The organism is Arsukibacterium sp. UBA5043 (assembly GCA_002415085.1).
Classification (GTDB): Bacteria; Pseudomonadota; Gammaproteobacteria; order Enterobacterales; family Alteromonadaceae; genus Alishewanella.
Window position 1 is genome coordinate 91,979 of the sequence record DIBV01000003.1, and the last position, 19,020, is coordinate 110,998.

Annotated in this window: 16 protein-coding genes; 7 read left to right on the plus strand and 9 right to left on the minus strand. The window is 50.8% G+C overall.

Translation table 11 applies throughout. The features are described from left to right. Positions 1–72 precede the first annotated feature (72 nt). Complete coding sequence (gene phoB, locus B2Q61_RS03305) at positions 73–759, plus strand: phosphate regulon transcriptional regulator PhoB (RefSeq protein ID WP_290621366.1); 687 nt, start codon at positions 73–75, stop codon at positions 757–759. Positions 760–764: 5 nt separating this feature from the next. Further along, positions 765–2,108, plus strand: a complete 1,344-nt coding sequence (phoR, locus tag B2Q61_RS03310) for a phosphate regulon sensor histidine kinase PhoR (RefSeq protein ID WP_290621367.1) — start codon at positions 765–767, stop codon at positions 2,106–2,108. Between the two features lie 7 nt (positions 2,109–2,115). Here phoR and B2Q61_RS03315 read toward each other — a convergent pair whose 3' ends face one another. The 6 genes from B2Q61_RS03315 to B2Q61_RS03340 form a co-directional block, all read right to left on the minus strand. Beyond that, positions 2,116–2,961, minus strand: coding sequence for a hypothetical protein (locus tag B2Q61_RS03315; protein ID WP_290621368.1), 846 nt, complete (start codon positions 2,959–2,961; stop codon positions 2,116–2,118). An 8-nt stretch (positions 2,962–2,969) separates the two neighbouring features. Further along, entirely contained in the window at positions 2,970–3,872 is a 903-nt protein-coding gene (locus B2Q61_RS03320) for an SDR family oxidoreductase (RefSeq protein WP_290621369.1), read from the minus strand. Positions 3,873–4,125: 253 nt separating this feature from the next. Beyond that, positions 4,126–4,737, minus strand: a complete 612-nt coding sequence (locus tag B2Q61_RS03325) for a DNA-3-methyladenine glycosylase I (protein WP_290621370.1) — start codon at positions 4,735–4,737, stop codon at positions 4,126–4,128. Between the two features lie 26 nt (positions 4,738–4,763). Beyond that, positions 4,764–6,083 (minus strand): amidohydrolase, encoded by a 1,320-nt coding sequence (locus B2Q61_RS03330; RefSeq protein ID WP_290621371.1) that lies wholly within the window; start codon positions 6,081–6,083, stop codon positions 4,764–4,766. Between the two features lie 132 nt (positions 6,084–6,215). Beyond that, positions 6,216–7,172, minus strand: a complete 957-nt coding sequence (gene corA, locus B2Q61_RS03335) for a magnesium/cobalt transporter CorA (RefSeq protein WP_290621372.1) — start codon at positions 7,170–7,172, stop codon at positions 6,216–6,218. A gap of 80 nt (positions 7,173–7,252) precedes the next feature. Next, on the minus strand, positions 7,253–8,695 hold the full coding sequence (locus B2Q61_RS03340; RefSeq protein ID WP_290621373.1) for a dihydrolipoyl dehydrogenase: 1,443 nt from the start codon (positions 8,693–8,695) through the stop codon (positions 7,253–7,255). Positions 8,696–8,975: 280 nt separating this feature from the next. Here B2Q61_RS03340 and B2Q61_RS03345 point away from each other — a divergent pair, with 280 nt between their 5' ends. Continuing rightward, positions 8,976–9,878, plus strand: coding sequence for a patatin-like phospholipase family protein (locus B2Q61_RS03345; protein ID WP_290621374.1), 903 nt, complete (start codon positions 8,976–8,978; stop codon positions 9,876–9,878). Between the two features lie 45 nt (positions 9,879–9,923). On the opposite strand, the gene B2Q61_RS03350 is transcribed toward B2Q61_RS03345, so the two are convergent. From B2Q61_RS03350 to B2Q61_RS03360, 3 genes are all read right to left on the minus strand, one after another. Beyond that, positions 9,924–11,456: an exopolyphosphatase gene (locus B2Q61_RS03350; protein WP_290621375.1), complete on the minus strand. Its 1,533-nt coding sequence runs from the start codon at positions 11,454–11,456 to the stop codon at positions 9,924–9,926. Beyond that, complete coding sequence (gene ppk1, locus B2Q61_RS03355) at positions 11,453–13,588, minus strand: polyphosphate kinase 1 (protein ID WP_290621376.1); 2,136 nt, start codon at positions 13,586–13,588, stop codon at positions 11,453–11,455. The genes B2Q61_RS03350 and ppk1 overlap by 4 nt, the downstream gene beginning before the upstream one ends. Positions 13,589–13,726: 138 nt before the next feature. Then, a complete protein-coding gene (locus B2Q61_RS03360; protein ID WP_290621377.1) occupies positions 13,727–14,236 on the minus strand; it encodes a glycine cleavage system protein R in 510 nt (169 codons plus the stop codon). A 204-nt stretch (positions 14,237–14,440) separates the two neighbouring features. Between B2Q61_RS03360 and B2Q61_RS03365 the strand changes: the two genes are divergently transcribed. From B2Q61_RS03365 to pstB, 4 genes are read left to right on the plus strand one after another with little or no spacing between them, the layout of a single operon-like run. Beyond that, positions 14,441–15,406, plus strand: coding sequence for a PstS family phosphate ABC transporter substrate-binding protein (locus B2Q61_RS03365; protein WP_290621378.1), 966 nt, complete (start codon positions 14,441–14,443; stop codon positions 15,404–15,406). Continuing rightward, on the plus strand, positions 15,403–17,199 hold the full coding sequence (locus tag B2Q61_RS03370; protein ID WP_290621379.1) for an ABC transporter permease subunit: 1,797 nt from the start codon (positions 15,403–15,405) through the stop codon (positions 17,197–17,199). Before B2Q61_RS03365 ends, B2Q61_RS03370 begins: the two co-directional genes overlap by 4 nt. Before the next feature lie 2 nt (positions 17,200–17,201). Continuing rightward, the gene (gene pstA, locus B2Q61_RS03375; RefSeq protein WP_414631486.1) at positions 17,202–18,191 is read left to right on the plus strand and encodes a phosphate ABC transporter permease PstA; all 990 of its coding nucleotides are present in this window, start codon (positions 17,202–17,204) and stop codon (positions 18,189–18,191) included. Positions 18,192–18,219: 28 nt separating this feature from the next. After that, positions 18,220–18,987: a phosphate ABC transporter ATP-binding protein PstB gene (gene pstB / locus B2Q61_RS03380; protein ID WP_290621380.1), complete on the plus strand. Its 768-nt coding sequence runs from the start codon at positions 18,220–18,222 to the stop codon at positions 18,985–18,987. The last annotated feature ends 33 nt before the right edge of the window (positions 18,988–19,020 follow it).

Consider the following 19,020-nt stretch of genomic DNA (forward strand, 5'->3'; position numbering starts at 1 on the left):
AGTAATACTAGGTAGCAGAGACAGTTAGAACCGTCCGGTAGTGTTGCCGGCTAACAGAATGTGGTGAACCCTATGGCAAGAAAGATCCTGGTGGTGGAAGATGAAGCCCCGATCCGCGATATGTTATGTTTTGTACTGGAACAAAATGGTTATCAGGCTATCACTGCTGAAGATTTCCCCAGTGCGGTCAATCAGCTGATTGAACCCTATCCGGATTTAGTCTTGCTGGACTGGATGATCCCGGGTGGCAGCGGTATTCAGTTTGCCAAGAAAATGAAGCAGCATGATCTGACCCGTAATATCCCGATTATTATGATCACCGCCCGCGGTGAAGAAGAAGACAAAGTACGCGGCCTGGAAGTTGGCGCCGATGACTATGTGACCAAGCCGTTTTCACCGAAAGAGCTGATGGCCCGGATAAAAGCGGTGATCCGCCGGGTATCGCCAACCAGCCTGGATGAAGTGATTGAAGTGCAGGGCCTGAAACTGGACCCGGTAGCACACCGGGTGATGGCAGAGCAGGAGCCGCTGGATATGGGGCCGACCGAGTTTCGGTTACTGCATTTCTTTATGACGCATCAGGAGCGGGTATACAGCCGTGAGCAGTTGCTGGACCATGTCTGGGGTACCAATGTTTACGTGGAAGACCGCACGGTCGATGTGCATATTCGGCGCTTGCGTAAAGCGATTTCTATCGCAGGGCATGATAAGCTGGTGCAAACTGTGCGGGGCTCAGGCTATCGCTTTTCTGCTAAGTAGGTTTTATGCGGCCACAGCTTTCTAAAGGGAAGATTTTCGCGAAAGTCTTCCTTTTTTATTCCCTGGCGGGGCTAGTGGGCTGGCCTTTCGGCCAGAGCATGTTGTTTATGCTACTGCTGAGCTTTTATTTGCTGGGATCTAATTATAACCATTTGTTTTTAATCACTAAATGGTTGTGGCACGATCGTAAACTGACCCCGCCGGAAGGCAAAGGCTTCTGGCAACAAATTTTCGATGGCATTTACTATCAGCAACGGCGCGAACGCAGAAAACGCAAAGAGCTACGTACCCTGGTACGGCGCTTCCGGGATGGTGCAGAAGCCTTACCCGAGGCGGTAGTAGTGCTGACCAGTGACTGGACCATTGTCTGGTGTAATAAGCTGGCTCAGATGCTGGTCGGGCTGCGCTGGCCCAGTGACGAAGGCCAGCGGATTGATAACCTGGTGCGTAATCCTGAATTTCAGAGTTTCTTAAAGCAGAAGCAGTTTCAGCAGCCACTGGAAATCAGTGCCAGCGGCAATAACACCCTGGTGCTGGAATGTAAAATGATGCCCTATGGCAGCGAGCAGTACCTGCTGATTATCCGCGACATTACCCAGTTAAAGCAGCTGGAACAAATTCGCAAAGACTTTGTTGCCAACGTCTCGCATGAACTTCGCACACCGTTAACCGTGCTGCAGGGCTATCTGGAAGTAATAGACGCTGAGCGGTTACCTGATCCTGCCATGTGGCAAAAAGCGCATACCGTGATGCTGGAGCAAACCCGGCGGATGGACGGTTTGGTGCAGCAACTGCTGACCTTGTCGCGAATTGAAGCCTCTGCCCGGGTTCAGTTTGACGATGAGGTGGATGTGCCGGCTATGCTGGCGACTCTGGAGCAGGAAGCCGAGGCACTGAACCATGAAAAGCAGCACAATATCAGCTTTAATATTGAAGCGGATTTAAAAGTGACCGGCGTTACCGAAGAGCTGCGTAGCGCTTTTAATAACCTGGTAACCAATGCTATCAAATATACCCCGGCCGGTGGCGACATCACGGTCAGCTGGCAGCGCCAGCATCAACGAGCAGTATTTGCGGTAAATGATACCGGGGAGGGCATCGCACCGCATCATGTTAAACGTTTAACCGAGCGGTTTTACCGGGTGGATCAGGCCCGGGCACGCAACACCGGCGGCACCGGCCTTGGCCTGGCCATTGTTAAACATGTGTTGTCGCGCCATAACAGCCAACTGATGATTTTCAGCGAACCTGGGCGGGGCAGTAGCTTCTCTTTTACTATACCGGCCGAACTGGTACTCGGTAACAACAAAACTGCTCCGCTGAAAAAAGCCAAATTTAAGGTGAAATAATCCGGCACTAGCGGCGCAACGGCTTTGCTTCAGGCCAGCAACGCGCAAGCGCTTGTTCGGCCGCTTTACCGAGCACATCCTGCTCCAGCCCCTCGGCTCGGCCCAGAAAGGTTTGTGCCAGTTCCCGATCGGCCATCAGGGTTGCAACCAGCTCGGTCGCATCGGCAATTGTCGTGGCATTTTCAACATAGCGGACATGGTGGCGGCTATCTGCCAGCAAATCATCTGACTCGTCACACCATTTGGTAAAAACCAGTTTGGCCAGCTCGCGCGAGCGGGCCTGCGGACCGCCAAATACAATAAAAAAGCTATCTGAAGTGGGGATATCATAGTTGCTGGTCAGCCTGGTTAACTGACGATGCAATTGTTTAACCTCATCTTCAGCACTGAGCGCAAGTAACCTGGCAAATACCGGCTCCAGCGTTTTGGCAAAGTGCTGGATCTGCAAGTGGCTAACGGTGCTGTGCTTTGTAACATCGTCAACAAGCTGGCGAATGTGGGCGGCAATAATGCTGGCCAGCTCAGGCGCCGCCTCACTTTTTAGTTGTGGTAACCAGTCTTTTAACAATGAGACAGCCTGCTCTGGCGGCGAGTGCAGTAACGTGTAATAGGCTGCCAGAGTGCTATGGGCTAACGCTTTGCACTGATGATAAGTCTCACCATTTACCGGTAGCTCCTGAATGTCATCACCGCAGCTGGCCACCAGCCGGCTATCCATCCGGATAATCAGTAATACTTCACCCCGGCTTATCTTATCTTTGAAATCCTGTTTGCGCCTGGCATAACATTGATGAAAATGCTGGTTAATGGTACCGAGCGGCGAGCTAACCGGTTCAGCGCTGGTATCTTGCATCGGGGCGCTCAAGGTAAATGTTCTCCACCGGTCACCCCAATTACTTCGGCAGTCAGATAACTGGATTCCTGCGAGGCCAGAAAAACATAAGCCGGCGCCAGCTCAGCCGGCTGGCCGGGGCGGCCCATTGGCACATGTTTGCCAAAATTTTTCAGCTTTTCCGGCGGCTGACCACCACTTTGCTGCAGCGGCGTCCAGATGGGCCCCGGTGCTACCCCATTAACTCTGATGCCTTTGTCGATCAGCATTTTGGCTAATGCTTTAGTAAAACTGGTAATGGCGCCCTTGGTAGAGGCGTAATCCAGCAAACCTGCTGATGGCTGATAAGACTGAATAGAGGTGGTATTAATAATGCTGGCGCCGGCTGGCATATGCGGCACAGCGGCTTTCGTTATCCAGAACATGGCAAACACATTGGTGGTAAAGGTTTGCTGAAATTGCTCGCTGCTTAAATCTGCCAGCTCTGCCTCAAACTGCTGCTTCCCGGCGTTATTGACCAGAATATCAATGCTGCCAAGCTTGCTGATTGTCTCGGCCACCAGCTTTTTACAAAAGGCTTCATCGGCAATATCGCCGGGTACCGCATATGCATTTACCCCGGCTTTTTGCAGCAGTTTTAACGTGGTTTCGCCATCAGTCTGTTCGTCTGGCAGATAATTAATTACCACATCTGCGCCTTCGCGGGCGAAGGCAATAGCCACCGCCCGACCAATACCGGAATCACCACCGGTAATCAGCGCCTTGCGACCCAGTAGCCGGCCACTGCCCTGATAGCTGTCTTCACCATGGTCTGCCGTCGGGCTCAGTTTAGCGTCAAGTCCCGGGTCGGGCTGTGAAGGGTCATGCTCAGTGTTACCGGTAGTATATTGTTTGCGGGGATCCTGCATTGAGAATTGATTTTTGGTGGTCATTCAGCACCTCCTGCCAGTAGCGAAAACAAGTAAGCGTGTAAGCTTGTTGCAGGTTTTATGCCTGTAATAAAGATAAAGAAAAAAATAAAACAGATCAGGAAGATAGCTAAAAATCGTAAGCGCAATACCGGTATAGCAAGCCGCACAGCTGAGCCTGCTACTGAAGATATTACCGTCGCCAGACGTAAAATTTGCAGCGCCAGCCTGAGGGTTATGAATTATGAGGTATGAGCTCCCGGCTCTGGGTTAAGGGTTAGCTGCTGCTTAGCTGTGCTTTGCGAAAACAGCCGTTATGATGATCATTGACCATGCCGCAGGCCTGCATATGGGCATAAATAATGGTTGAGCCGACAAACTTAAAACCGCGTTTTTTTAAATCTTTGCTAAACGCATCGGATTCCGGGCTGGTGGCGCGAAAATCTGCGGCACTGCTAATACTGTTTTGCTGTGGTTTGCCATTAACAAAGCGCCACTGATAAGCGCTGAAACTGTCAAACTCGGCCTGTATTTCCAGAAAGCGGGCAGCATTATTAATAGCGGCCGCTATTTTTAAGCGGTTACGGATAATCCCCGGATTTTGCAGCAATTCAGCGGCTTTAGCCTCATCGAAGGCGGCCACTTTAACCGGGTCAAAGTTGGCAAAAGCAGCCCGGTAATGATCACGTTTTTTTAATACCGTATACCAGCTAAGCCCGGCCTGTGCTGCTTCCAGGGTTAAAAACTCAAACAGCTTTGTATCGTCATATACCGGCACGCCCCACTCAGTGTCATGGTAGGCAACGTAATCGGGTTTAGTTAAATCAACCCAGCTGCAACGACAGGGCTCTGTGGTCGTTGATTCAGTGTTCACTGATTCTATGATCATCGATTCTCTGTTCATTGGCTCGGGGCTCATTTAGGCTTTGCTGCTGTTTTCTGTGGTGGCGCGGCCAGATAATCCAGCGCCAGGCCGGTTAATGCCCGTACTCCGGTTATCAGCGCATCTTCGTTAACGTCAAACATTGGCGAATGATTCGGTGGCACCTCGCTTAGTGGCGTGTTATCCGGCGAGATACCTAAAAAGAAAAATACCCCCGGGATCTGCTGCTGATAAAACGAAAAATCTTCGGCCCCGGTGATCGGTTTTATCGACGCAACGCCGTTATCTGCCGCCGCCCATTGTAAACTTGGCATCGCCCAGTTGGTCAGGGCCGGATCGTTCCAGGTTACCGCCGCAAAGTTATGGACATGAAAATCGGCTGCGGCGCCGCTGGCTTTGGCAATGTGTTCGCTGGTGTGAGCCATCCGGGCGATTAGGTCTTCGCGCATCCCGCTGTCAAAGGTACGGATGGTGCCTTCTAATTTCACCTCATCCGGAATAATATTCCAGCGGATCCCGCCGTGTACCTGACCAAATGACACCACCGCCGGTGCCTTAGTTACATCAATTTGCCGGGCCGGGATCAGGTTAATAGCGTTAATCAGCTGGCCGGTGACATTTATCGGATCGATGCCACGCCATGGGCTGGAGCCATGCACTTGTTTGCCTTTAACGGTTATCTGAAAGCTGTCGGCCGCGGCCATTATGCCTTCGGTTTTAACCTGCAGCTGGCCCGGTTCGCCCGGCCAGACATGCAGCCCGAAAATAGCGCTTGGGGCAGGATTGGCAAACAGCCCCTCGGCCAGCATCATCTTGGCGCCGCCTTCTTCACCGGCTGGCGGGCCTTCTTCCGCCGGCTGAAAGATAAACATGATAGTGCCGGCAATATCGGCTTGCTGTTTGCTCAGCACTTCTGCGGTACCCATTAGTATTGCAACATGGGCATCATGACCACAGGCATGCATAACGCCGGTTTGCTGGCCGTTAAATTCGCTGGTTACCTTAGAAGCAAACGGCAAACCGGTTTGCTCGGTTACCGGCAGGGCATCCATATCGGCCCGCAGCGCCACTACCGGGCCGGGCTTTGCCCCTTTTAAAATACCGACCACACCGGTGTGGGCAATACCGGTGCGTACTTCAAGGCCCAGTTTTTCTAAATGGGCTGCGACCTTAGCGGCCGTTTGAAACTCGCGGTTTGACAGTTCCGGGTGCTGGTGAATATCGCGCCGCCAGGCAATAACCTTTGGCATCACGTTCTGAATGTTTTTTGCAAGCTCAGGCCGCTCTTCAGCAATAACCAGTGGCGTGAATAAAAAAGGTAAAACAGACAGGCTTAGCAGTGACAGACGCATAGCAATTCCGGATAGTGACTATTAAGTATTCCTACCTTAAGCGCTCTGGCTAAAAAAGCCAAGCCATATGCTGCAGTTCCAAGCTGGCTGTTATAGCCATGCTGTTACAACGAGGCTGTTATAACCAGGCTGTTACAACCAGCCTTTGCGTTTAAAAAACCAGTAGGGGGCAAAACCGGAAAGCAGCATCAGCCCCAACGCCCACGGGTAGCCTAGCAGCCATTCCAATTCCGGCATATGGCTGAAGTTCATACCATAGGCACTGGCCACCAGCGTTGGGGGTAAAAACACTACCGCAGCAATGGAAAAGGTTTTAATGATTTGATTCTGGCGGATATTGATAAAACCCTGGGTTGAGTCCATCAGAAAGTTAATTTTATCGAATAAAAAGGTGGTGTGGGACATCAGGGTTTCGACGTCACGCATAATTTCCCGCAGGGTTTCTTCGTGCGCGGGCCGGCCTTTCAGATTGCGCAGCAAAAAAGAGATGTCGCGCTGGGTATCCATTAAGCACAGCCGGATTTTACCGTTGCTGTCTTCCAGTCGCGCCATTTTGCTAATCGCCTGATAAAGCTCTGAATCTTTTTCTTCCAGTACCAGATGACTGACGTCTTCCAGCTGCCGGTGCAAATCTTCTACCGTATCAGCATGGTTTTCCACTTTCTGCTCAAGAATAGTGACCAGCAGCCCGGCCGGATCAGAGCACGTTACCTGACCACGCCGTGCCCGCAACCGTAATAACCGAAAGTCGGCAATTTCATCTTCCCGAATGGTGATAAGCCGCTCGTCCTGCAAAATGCAGGCAACGGTTACCGTGGTATGCCGTCCTTCCTGGGGCGCAAGAAACAGTGAATGGACATGAATGCCGGCCTGATCCACAAAGCAGCGGGCTGAGGCTTCAATTTCCTCGACATCATCTGATTCAGGCAGCTCGACACTGAGCAGGGTACTTAGCAGCTCACGCTCGGGCTCAGTCGGCTCATGGGCGTCTATCCAGTGAGCGGTGCGCATCAGCTCAATATCATCAGTGGCCCCGGCCACCGGAATTTCCCGGATAATACTTTGATCAATCGTAAATAAGCGGATCATAGCGCCTCCCTTAATAAGCTATGCTAAGCCTGCAGTCTACCAAAAGCGCCAATATTGATTAAATGCGATAGCCATCATTGCTAGGTCCCGGGGCCGCATTCCAGGCAGGGGTTAACCTCAGCACTGGATTTTTGTAGATTACGCTGCAAATCTTTCAGCGCGGTACGCAGCCCCTCTTCGATAACCGGGTGATAAAAAGGCATCGCCAGCATCGAAGAAACTGTCATCTGTTGTTGTGCTGCCCAGGCCAGCAGATGGCCTATATGCTCAGCCGCCGGACCCAACATTTCGGCGCCGCTAAACACGCCGCTGTCACGGCTGGCGTATACTTTCAGTATGCCCTGATTTTTTGCAATAACCTTACTGCGGCCCTGATCTTCAAAAGAACAGCAACCTTCTGCATAGTTGTGCCGTTCAGCCGCTGTCATCTGGCAGGGCACAGTGCCGACGCGGGTAATTTGCGGGCTGCTGAATACCACTGAAAACGGCACATAGCGCTTTGCAGTTTTAAGCTCTGGATAACGTCCTGCGTTAGCTCCGGCAATTCTGCCTTCAGCGGCTGCTTCATGCAGCAGCGGGCTTTGCTGATTGGCATCACCGGCCAGGAACACCGGTTTATCGCCACATTGTAATGTTGAAGGATCGGTCAGCGGCACGCCTTTGTCATTTAAGGTCAGGCCACTGTTAGGCAAGTCAAGGCTTTGAAGGTTAGGTGAGCGACCGGTGGCCAGTAAAACATAGTCAAACAGCCCGGTTACCGGCCCGTTGTTACGATGCGTAAAACTGATGGTCACACCGTCAGTCACAGCTGAAATATCAGTGACGTCGGCATCGGTGTCTAAATAAAATTCTTTGCTAAAACATTGCCTGGCATAGTCGCGAATGTCTTGATCAGCAATGCCGGCCAACGCATCGCTGCGGCCAAACATATACACGTCAACACCCAGCCGGCTTAACGCCTGGCCCAGTTCCAGTCCGACCGCACCGGCACCAAATACGGCTATATTCTTTGGCAAGACGGCCAATTCGAACAGAGTGTCAGTGGTGAGCAGCCGCTCGCCCAGGCCTTGAAACATCTCAGGAATATAAGGGCTTGAGCCGGTAGCAATAACAATACGCTTTGCGGTTATTTCTGTTGTTGCGCCAACCGCCAGCAAACCCGGCGAGAGAAAACGGGCAGGGCCCTTTAGTTTGTGGTCATCAGGAATATCTTCCATTGACTTAAGTACTGAATCGACAAAGTTATCTCTTTCCTTACGAACCCGTTGCAGCACCTGCTGGCTATCAATAACAACATCATTAATCTGAATACCAAATAGCTCACTATGTGCAGCGTCGTGGGCACGCTCTGCGGCGGCAATCAATAATTTGCTGGGCATACAACCCACCCGGGCACAGGTGGTGCCATAGCTGCTGCCTTCAATCAGTACCAGCTTGTCGGTGTGCTTGCGCGCTGCATTATAAGCGGTTAGCCCGGCCGTGCCGGCACCAATGATGGCAACGTCTACCTGTTTTCTATCCATAAATCGGTCCTGATACTGTCAGCAGTTCTGTTTTGCCGTCAGCTAAAAGCAAGTATAAGTATATCTGTGCTTTCGCCGCGGGATCAGAGTGTTAGTTACTGACAGCATAGCAGAAGCAGTCGAGGACACAGTAATAGCGATGCACCTGCAAAAATTTCAGCCATGCCCTGTAAGCAGGTAGACACCCGCTACAGCCTTAATTCATAGAAGGCTGGTTAAAGTTTGACCTGTATCTCTGACGGGTGCTGTGCTAGGCTTTACTCTGGCAACAGGAGGTACGATGAGTAAGCAGTTAGCGCCAGCATCGTCGGCATTGGTGGTGGAAGGGGGCGCCATGCGGGGCATTTTTGCGGCAGGCGTGCTGGATGCTTTTATGGAGCAGCAGTATCAGCCGTTTCAGTTTGCTATTGGCGTTTCTGCCGGCTCCACTAATTTAATTGGCTATTTGGCCGGCAATCATGGCCGCAGCCGGCAAATTTTACTGGACCATGCCCGTCGCACCGATTTTTTAAACTGGCGCCGTTACCTGAAGGGCGGCCATTTCTGCGATGTCAGCTGGTTATGGCATGCCTCTTTTGACGAAGTCCCGCTGAATGTTGCTCACTATCTGCGTCAGCAGGTACCGCTTTATGCCGTCACTACCAGTGTGAATACCGGCCTGGCCCACTATTTTGAGGTGACCGCAGACAACATGCATCAGTTGTTTCCGGCATCGTGCGCGATACCGCTGATGTACCGTGATTTTCCACAAATTAACGGTGAGCAGATGACTGATGGTGGTTTGGCTGATGCCATTCCGGTATTAAAGGCTTATGCCATGGGCGCGCGCGACATTACCGTGGTTTTGTCACAGCCTGAGGGGTATCGCAAACGCACCAGCCGCTTGCCGGTATTAATGAAACCGTTTTTTAAACAGTACCCCCAGATGTTCAGCGCTGTGCTAAGCAGAACAGCGCGTTATAATCAGGCATTGAATTTTATTGCCAGCCCACCGGCAGATTGCAAAGTGAATGTGGTGGCGCCGCCTGCTGATTTTGCCGTAGGCCGTTTTTGTCAGAACCCGCAACTGCTGGAAGCCGGCTATCAGGCCGGCCGGCGCAGCGGTTTGCAGCAGGTATCGGGTATCTCGGAAGCCACAAATAACCTGGAAGCCATGCCGTTATCAAAGATAGCCACCGGCTAAAGTGGCGATTCGTTGGTCAGGCGCTGACAACTAGACAGTCTGTTATTAATAAACAATTGTTTCTGGCAGGCCCGGGCAATCCAGCCTGAACGCAATTTTCTTCAGGGCTTTTTGTTCCAGCTGCAAATCAGCAGATAACACACTTTGCTGGGTCAGCCATTCTGGCGGCAATAGCAGTTGTAGCTGCTGGGCACTGGCACTGGCAGTGAATTGCGGGATAAAATCATCGCGTCGTTTCTGATTTAGCAACACTGCCAGTCGTAATAACACCAATAAATTTATAACCTGAGGCAACTGATACAAACTGAAAATAGGCAGCTCATCTGCCCGGATTTTACGGCGATGAAAGCGCACCAGACAGGCCAGTAACTGCTGTTGCTCCTGGTTAAAGCCCGGCAGGTTGGCATTTTGCAAAATATAAGCCGAATGTTTCTGAATACCTGACGAGTTAATATGCAGACCAATTTCATATACTCTGCAAGCAAAACTGAGCAGCAGGCCATCGTCGTCAGTCAGCTGCCAGGCCGTTTGCACCTGGTTAAATAAAGCCTGAGCGGTGTGTTGTACCCGTTGTGTCTGGGCATCATCAACGGTATACCGGCGCATCATACTGCTGATGGTGTGCTCGCGAATATCATGATGTTGCAGGCGCTCGCTCATTTCATACAACACGCCTTCTCTGAGCGCGGCATCGACATACACCATCTCATCAATTTGTAGCATGTTAAATGCACCAATTAGAATCGCCAGTCCAGGACAAAGCAGCAGTTTGCGATCATCTGTTAAGCCTGCCAGTTCCAGTTCGCTGGCATTGTCGTACTGCAGCACGTGCCGTTTTAAGGCGGTTAAATCATTCAGCCGCAGACTGGTGCTGTTCCAGCCAAGACCCGCAATCACGTCTTTAATGGTTTTTACGGTACCTGAAGTGCCAACCGCTTGCTGCCAGCCGGCCGTACGAAAACTACTGACAATGGGCTCCAGTTCCTGCTCGGCTTGTAAAATAGCCCGCTCAAAGCGGCGCGAGCTGATCTTGCCCTGGCTGAAATGGCTTTGGCCATAGCTAACGCAGCCCATATTACGGCTGCTTAATCGTAATGGCTGCAGGCCTTCGCCAATAGCAAATTCAGTACTGCCACCGCCAATATCAATCACCAGCCGCTTGTTACTGAAATGCTCGAAATGGGCCACGCCCTGATAAATAAAACGGGCTTCTTCCTGACCGGAGATGACTTCTATCGGAAACGGGAATACCACCTTTGCCCGACGCAAAAAGGTGGCTGAGTTACGGGCCCGGCGCAGGGTGTAAGTGGCTATTACCCGCACTGCATTGGGAGCAAAAGGCTGCAGGGTATCGGCAAACTGGGCCAGTACCTGTAAACCCCGTTCAATAGCTTCCTCGCTAAGCACCAGCTCATCATTCAGGCCTTCAGCCAACTGCACTTTTTGCTTTTCCCGATGCAATAACTGCAATGAGCCATCAATTACCCTGGCAATAACCATATGAAAACTATTGGAGCCAAGATCAACGGCTGCCATGTAATCAGCGTCAGAGGACGCTATTTTTTCAGAATCTGTCAATTGTCTGTATCAACCTGTATCGCCTGTTGTCGCGCCAGAAAATAATAAATCTCCTGTTGAGAACGCAGATTGCGTTTATTGCCACGCTTAACATAAGCATTTGAATGTTTGCCGTCAATAATACGCGCCTTAACGTTATCCCGCCACTGGATATCCAGGGTACTGATAATTTGTTGCTTGATCCGGCTATCATATACCGGCACGCCTACCTCGACCCGCTGGTCGATATTGCGGGTCATCCAGTCCGCAGAGGAGATATATAATGCATTGTCGCCACCATTGTGAAACAAATATACCCGGGCGTGCTCCAGATAACGATCAAGCACGCTGATAATTTTAATATTCTGGCTTTTACCCGCCAGCCCTGGCATTAACGAGCACATGCCGCGGATAATCATCCGGATTTTAACCCCGGCCTGGCTGGCTTTGTACAATAGCTGGACAATTTCTTCGTCGACCAGATTGTTCACTTTTAAAAAGATTTCGGCTTTACGGCCGCTGGTAGCAAAATCAATTTCACGCTGAATTAAACTCAATAGCCGCGGCCGGCTCCAGGTAGGGGAGACAATTAAGTGCTGAAAATTAAAAGGCCGGTAGGAGTACTGAATAAACTCAAATACCTGATCAATTTCAGCAGTAATTTCACTATGGCAGGTAAACAGGCTCATGTCGGTATAGATACGGGCGGTTTTTTCATTAAAATTCCCGGTGCCAATATGACCGTAGCGAACGGCTTTGCCTTTTTCCTGCCGGGTTATTAAACACAGTTTTGAGTGGATTTTTAACGTGGTTTGGCCAAAAATAACTTCAATACCCGAATCCGTCATTCTTCGTGCCCAGTTGATGTTATTTTCTTCATCAAAACGGGCTTTAAGCTCGACCACAACCGTTACTTTTTTGCCGTTGCGCACCGCATCCAGCAGCGAATGGATAACCCGTGAGTGTTTGGCTACCCGGTACATAGTCATTTTAATATGGCTGACTTTCGGATCAAACGATGCCTGGCGCACCCACTCGGTAAAATAACTGAAATTATGGTAGGGGTAATACAGCAGAATATCGGTGGCCCGGATGGCATCGAAACTGGTTGGGTAGTGCTCAAAATCCGGGCTTGGCAGTGGCTCCATGGCCGGAAACTCCATACTCTGATGGCCCAGGTTCGGAAAACCGATAAAGTCCTTAAAATTGCGATAACGACTGCCGGCAATCAGGGCATCAGTAGAGCTGGTGCCCAATTGCCGGGTCAGCACTTTAAGCATTTGTTCCGGCATGGCGGCATCGTAAACCAGTCGGGTTGGTTCAGACTTTAAGCGCTGCCGGATGCCTTTTGACATTTTATCAATCAGACTTTGATCCAGGGTATCGCTGATATTGTACTCGGCATCGCGGGTCAGTTTGAGCGAAAAGGTACATATCGTATCGAATTGAAAAAAACCATTAAATAAATCACTGGCACAATGATTAATAATGTCGTCCAGCAACAATATCTGACGGCGGTAATGGCCATTCTTTTTACGGGTATTTAACTGCAGCGGCAGCTCAATAAAACGCGATACTTCCGCAGTAGGCACTTCAATAATTGCGTAGTCAGGTTTGCCGCTGCCGGTCATTTCCACCATCAGATAGGTGGTGTTATCTTCCAGAATTTTACTCAGCGAACTGTCGGTACTGGATAATATAATGGGTGAAATATGCCGTTTTACTTCACTGCGGAAAAAGGCTTTTACCCAGCTTGACTGCGCTTCAGTCAGCTTACTGTCATCAATCAATTCGATATTGTGCTTACGCAGCTCCAGCTGAATATCCAGATATATTTTATTAAATTGCTTGGCGAGCTCTTTAACCTGCAGCTGTATTTGCTGCAGCAGGGTTTCCGCATCTTCATGCTCCCAGGTCTGATACTTTTTCAGCAGAATGCGCCGTTTAACATCGGCGACCCGCACCCGGAAAAATTCATCCAGATTATTGGAGTAAATACCTAAAAACCGTAAGCGCTCAATCGGCGGGTTGCGGGTGTCTGCCGCTTCTTGCAGCACCCGGCCATTGAAGGCCAGCCAACTTAATTCGCGAGGAAATAACGGGTAGTCGGGGTGAGCCCCGCTGTTCTGGGATGGTGATGCTGGCTGATCCATGTTGATTGCTCCTGCTTACTGCCTGCAAAGCACACTATGGCATTTTTGTGACAGAATGATGAAACGCGACTGCCAGCTAGCCGCTGGCAGTCGCGTTTCATCATAACTGGGGATCACCATAGGTAAGGTAACGGGGGGTTAGTCTACTGAGGTTTCCACATCTACCACAATATCAGCAGCAATAGCTTCCAGAGCCTTAATGACCTCATCACGGCTCAGGCCTGCTGGCAACTGCACTGTGGCTTCAGCATGAAACAGCGGTACCCCCCAGTTTGGCGCACTTTGTCTGTTACTGGAAAACTGAATAATATTCGTACCCTTATGCTTAATCACCGACGATAATTCACGGACGATTCCGGCGCGATCATTGCCGGTAATAACAAAGCGCAATTGTTGTTGTTTGTTCAGCTCGCTCTGCTCACCTTGCTGCACTTTGATATCTAAATCGCTAATCTTGCTCAGCGCGGTGACTAAAGCTCCCAGATCAGGTTCTGCCACTTCTATTTGCACTATGCCGGCAAAATAACCTGCCAGATGGCTTAAGTTGCTGGCCATCCAGTTGCCATTTTGGTCATTTATTACCCTGGCTAACTGTTCTACTAACCCTGCTTTATCTTTACCAATAACGGTAAGGACTAACTGCTTCATATTGACATCCCTTACTATCACTAAAGGTTAAACCGCCGGTGAGCGGTCAGCTATTACATAATATACGTGAAAAAGTGTTTTAGAGTGTAGACCCAACTTTATGATTTTAAAACGCTAGTTAACTATTTATTTTTGGTTTGCTGTCTTGTCATGCGCAGCTGTTATAAGATAGGGCCAGCAAGTCTGAAAGTACGGGTATAAAAGATGGTGCTAACCAAATGGCACACAGCATTGCCAGGGCTGATCCTGATATCGTTTTTAGGGGGGGGCTGGGTGTCAGCCGTTGCAGCCAAAACCGACAGCACTCTGTCCAGTGTTGGTTCTGATACCCTGCAGCAAGTCATGCAATTGTGGGCAGACGAATACCGACGTCGCCACCCTAACGTGAATTTTCAAATCCAAAGTATTGGTTCATCCACCGCCCCCGTTGCGCTGATTGAAGGCACTGCGCAGCTTGGGCCCATGAGCCGGGCGATGCGCCAGACGGAATTGCAGCAGTTTGCACAGCGGTTTGGTTATCTGCCAACGGCCGTGCCGGTAGCTATTGATCTGCTGGCGGTTTATGTTCATCCCGATAATCCGCTGGATCAGTTAAGCCTGTCTCAGCTGGACGCCATATTCTCAATAAACCGGCGCTGCGGTGCCCCAACCGATCTTCAGCGATGGGGGCAGTTGGGGCTGACCGGGCCCTGGCAGCAGCGTTTTATCTCGCTGTACAGTCGCAATGCCGTGTCGGGAACCTATGGTTACTTTAAGCAACATGTATTGTGTAATGGCGATATCAAAGCCCGGACTAATCAGCTGGCCGGTTCGTCTGCCATGCTCAGGGCTATCAGCCAGTCGCAAGGTGGTATCGGCTATTCTGGTATTGGCTATGCAACCGACGATGTCAAGGTACTGGCGCTGGCGGTAGACGATGGTCCGGCGTTTGCGCCAACGGCTGCTAATGCATTAAGCGGGGATTATCCGCTGGCCCGGCAGCTTTATATTTATGTCAATCGGACACCTGGCCGGGCGCTGACGGCGAACCAATCCGCTTTTTTTGATCTGGTATTATCGGAGGCGGGTCAGCAAATCGTGCTGCAGGACGGCTTTTTGCCGTTACCCGCAGCGGTGATTGCGCGCTGGCGGCAAACGCTCGGTCTGCCAGCATTGTCGGAGCAACCATGACACCGCTGCCGCTTGCTGCACACAAGGCAACACGTCAGCTGCAACGTCGCCGGCGCTGGTATAATCGTTTGTTGCAGGCAGTCATTGGTCTGTCAGGTATCAGCGTGGTAATAATGCTGGCGGCTTTGTTTATCTATCTGGTTAGCGAAGTTGTGCCATTATTCCGTAGCGTTACCGGCACTGCGCTGCCGCCAGTGGCTGCGGTGTTTTCAGCACCATCTCCGTTAGAACAAAACCAGCTATCTGGCTGGCCGGGCACCCCGGCGTTTAATGCTGTTTCTGGCAGCGGCAACTATCAGTTACTGGCAACCGCAGACGGCCATGCCTGCTTACATTCTACCAAGCATGCTGCAGACTGTTTACAGCAATGGCAATTGACCCAAACTGCTGACACACTGACCAGTTTAAGCTGGCTGACTGCTGATCAGGCTGTGCTGGCCGGGTATCAGAGTGGTCGCTTGCAACAATGGTATTTAGTGGCTGAAAATAGCAAGGCCGCACATTTACAGTTGGTAAGAGAACTGCCCGGCCAACAGGCTGCGATACTGCACATTGCTCCGGAACACAACCGGCGCGGCTTTGCTACTCTGGCGGCAGATGGACAACTGGCAGTTTATTACTCGAGTATTGCCCGACCATTGTGGCAGCAGACTACGGCGATTACTGACGCTACCGGCCTGGTATTTTCAGCCAACAACCAGCAACTGAGTATTCACACTGACCAAACCCGCTACCCCTTTGCTCTGGATAACCCTCATCCGGAGGTTAACTGGCAAACGTTATGGCACAGTGTCTGGTACGAAGGGTTTGCCAGGCCTGATTTTGTCTGGCAAACCTCATCAGCTGCAGATAACTATCAACCGAAGTTTTCCTTGGTCCCTCTCACCACCGGTACCCTGAAAGCGGCTTTTTATGCCATGGTGTTTGCAGCGCCGCTGGCGATTATGGCCGCCATTTATAGCGCCTGCTTTCTGCCTGCAGGGCCGCGCAGACGAATAAAAGGCCTGATTGAGTTGATGGCGGCGTTTCCAACGGTAATTCTCGGTTTTATTGCCGCAGTATGGCTGGCGCCGGCTATTGAAGGGCATTTGCTGGCGTTACTACTGTGGGTAATATTTTTGCCACTGAGTATTTTGGTATTTGCTGCACTGTGGCCGAAGGTGCCGCTGCAACTTAGGTTGCGTTGGAGTGACGGTTGGGAAATCCCGCTGCTGATGCTATGGCTGGCGCTGATTAGCGCTCTGATATTTGTCGGAGCAAGTCAGTTAGACCGCAGCCTTTTTGATGGCGGCTTGCGCGTCTATCTTGATCAGCAGGGCTTTTTTTATGAGCAGCGCAACGCGCTGGTAATCGGTATTGCGATGGGCTTTGCGGTCGTTCCCGGTATTTTCGCGATTGCAGATGACGTGCTGTATCAGGTACCGCGACAATTAACCCGTGGTGCACTGGCCTTAGGCGCTACACCTTGGCAGACTGTGCTGCGAATTAGCTTGCCGCTTGCTGCGCCAGGCCTGATTGCTGCCACGCTGGTAGGGGTTGGCCGGGCCCTTGGTGAAACCATGATAATTCTGATGGCGACCGGCAACAGCCCGATAACTAATTTTAATGTGTTTGAAGGTCTACGCAGTTTAACAGCCACGCTGGCTATCGAATTACCTGAAGCAACCGTCGGCAGCAGTCATTTTCGGGTATTGTTTGTTGCCGCTCTGGTGTTATTACTGTTTACCTTTGTTGCCAATACCGCGGCTGAAGTGATCCGGCAACGCTTACGTAAAAAGTATCAGAGGTTATGACCGTGCTGCGAAATTGGTTTGCTCAGGGTACCCCATGGATTTGGTTAAATGCAGGTGCAGTGGCATTGAGTTTGTTACTGGTCGGTGGTTTACTGGTATTTATTGTCATGCAGAGTGTTGGTGTGTTCTGGCCAGCAGACATGTCAGGCCATCTTGGCAGTAAGTTACTACAATACCTACAGAACTGGTGGCAGTTTCTCAGTGGCGATTCAAGCGAGGGAGGCATTTTTCCTGCCATTCTCGGCACCGTGCTGATGGTAATGCTGATGTCGGTGCTGGTAACGCCACTGGGCGTGCTGGCGGCAGTTTATCTGCACGAATACGCCAAAGAAGGGCCACTATTAAAAGTGATTCGGGTTGCCGTGCATAATCTGGCCGGGGTGCCGTCTATTATATTTGGCGTATTCGGCCTGGGGTTCTTTGTTTACTTTCTGGGCGGCAGCATCGACAGTCTGTTTTATCCAGACCAATTGCCTACGCCGACTTTTGGAACCCCGGGGTTGCTATGGGTGTCGTTGACGTTGGCATTGCTCACCTTACCGGTGGTTATTGTGGCAACTGAGCAGGGGCTGGCCGGTATCCCTAAAAATTTGCGCCTGGGTTGCTTTGCACTTGGTGCCACGAAAGCAGAAGTAATCTGGAAGATCGTGCTACCTCAGGCCTCTCCGGCGATGGTTACCGCTCTGATGCTGGCGATAGCGCGTGCCGCTGGCGAAGTGGCGCCGTTAGTGTTTGTCGGCGTGGTAAAGTCTGCACCGGCGCTGCCGATCAGTTCTGAGTTCCCATATTTGCAGCTGCAACAAAAAATAACCAGCCTGAGTATGCATATTTACGACGCCGGGTTACAAAGCCCGGACGCACAGCGAGCTGAGCCGCTGGTGTTTGCCTCAGCAATGGTGCTTATAACATTGATATTTATACTGAATTTGCTGGCTTACCGGCTGCGTAAGCGGTTAAATTCGCGCTATCGCAATCGGACGGTTAATGAGTAATAAAACTGTAACATTAGCAGGGTAAGATATGAATGTAGAGGTTGCAGCAAAACTTGAAGTGCAGGATTTATCGCTGAAATTTGCTGATAAGATGGTATTGCAGCGCATCAACATGCGTATTCCACAGCATAAGATTACCGCGTTTATTGGCCCCTCTGGCTGTGGTAAATCAAGTTTGCTGCGAAGTTTTAACCGGATGAACGAATTACTGGACGATACCCAGACCACCGGCAGCGTGTTGCTGGATGGCCAGAATATTTATCAGTCGGCGGTCGAGGTGGCGGAGCTGCGGCGCAGAGTCGGCATTGTTTTTCAAAAACCTAACCCTTTCCCGCACAGTGTGTATGAAAATGTGGCCTTTGGTCTGCGTTTGCAGGGCATTAAGCAAGCCAGACAATTAGACGAGCTAGTGGAATCTGCTTTACGTAAAGCAGCGTTGTGGGACGAAGTACGTGACCGGTTGCATGATAGCGCGGTTAACTTATCGGGTGGCCAGCAGCAGCGACTGGTTATCGCCAGGGCTATCGCGATCGAGCCCGAAGTATTGCTGCTCGATGAACCAGCGTCGGCATTAGATCCGATTTCAACCCTAAAGATTGAAGAACTGATGTACGATTTAAAACAGCACTATACTCTGGTAATCGTAACGCACAACATGCAACAAGCTGCCCGGGTGTCAGATTACACCGCCTTTTTAAATATGGGGCAGCTGATAGAATTTGATGAGACAAATAAGATGTTTACTGATCCCAGCCAGCGCGCCACCGAAGATTATATTACCGGACGGTTTGGTTAACGGATTCAGCAAACAGCACATTTAACAGCAGCA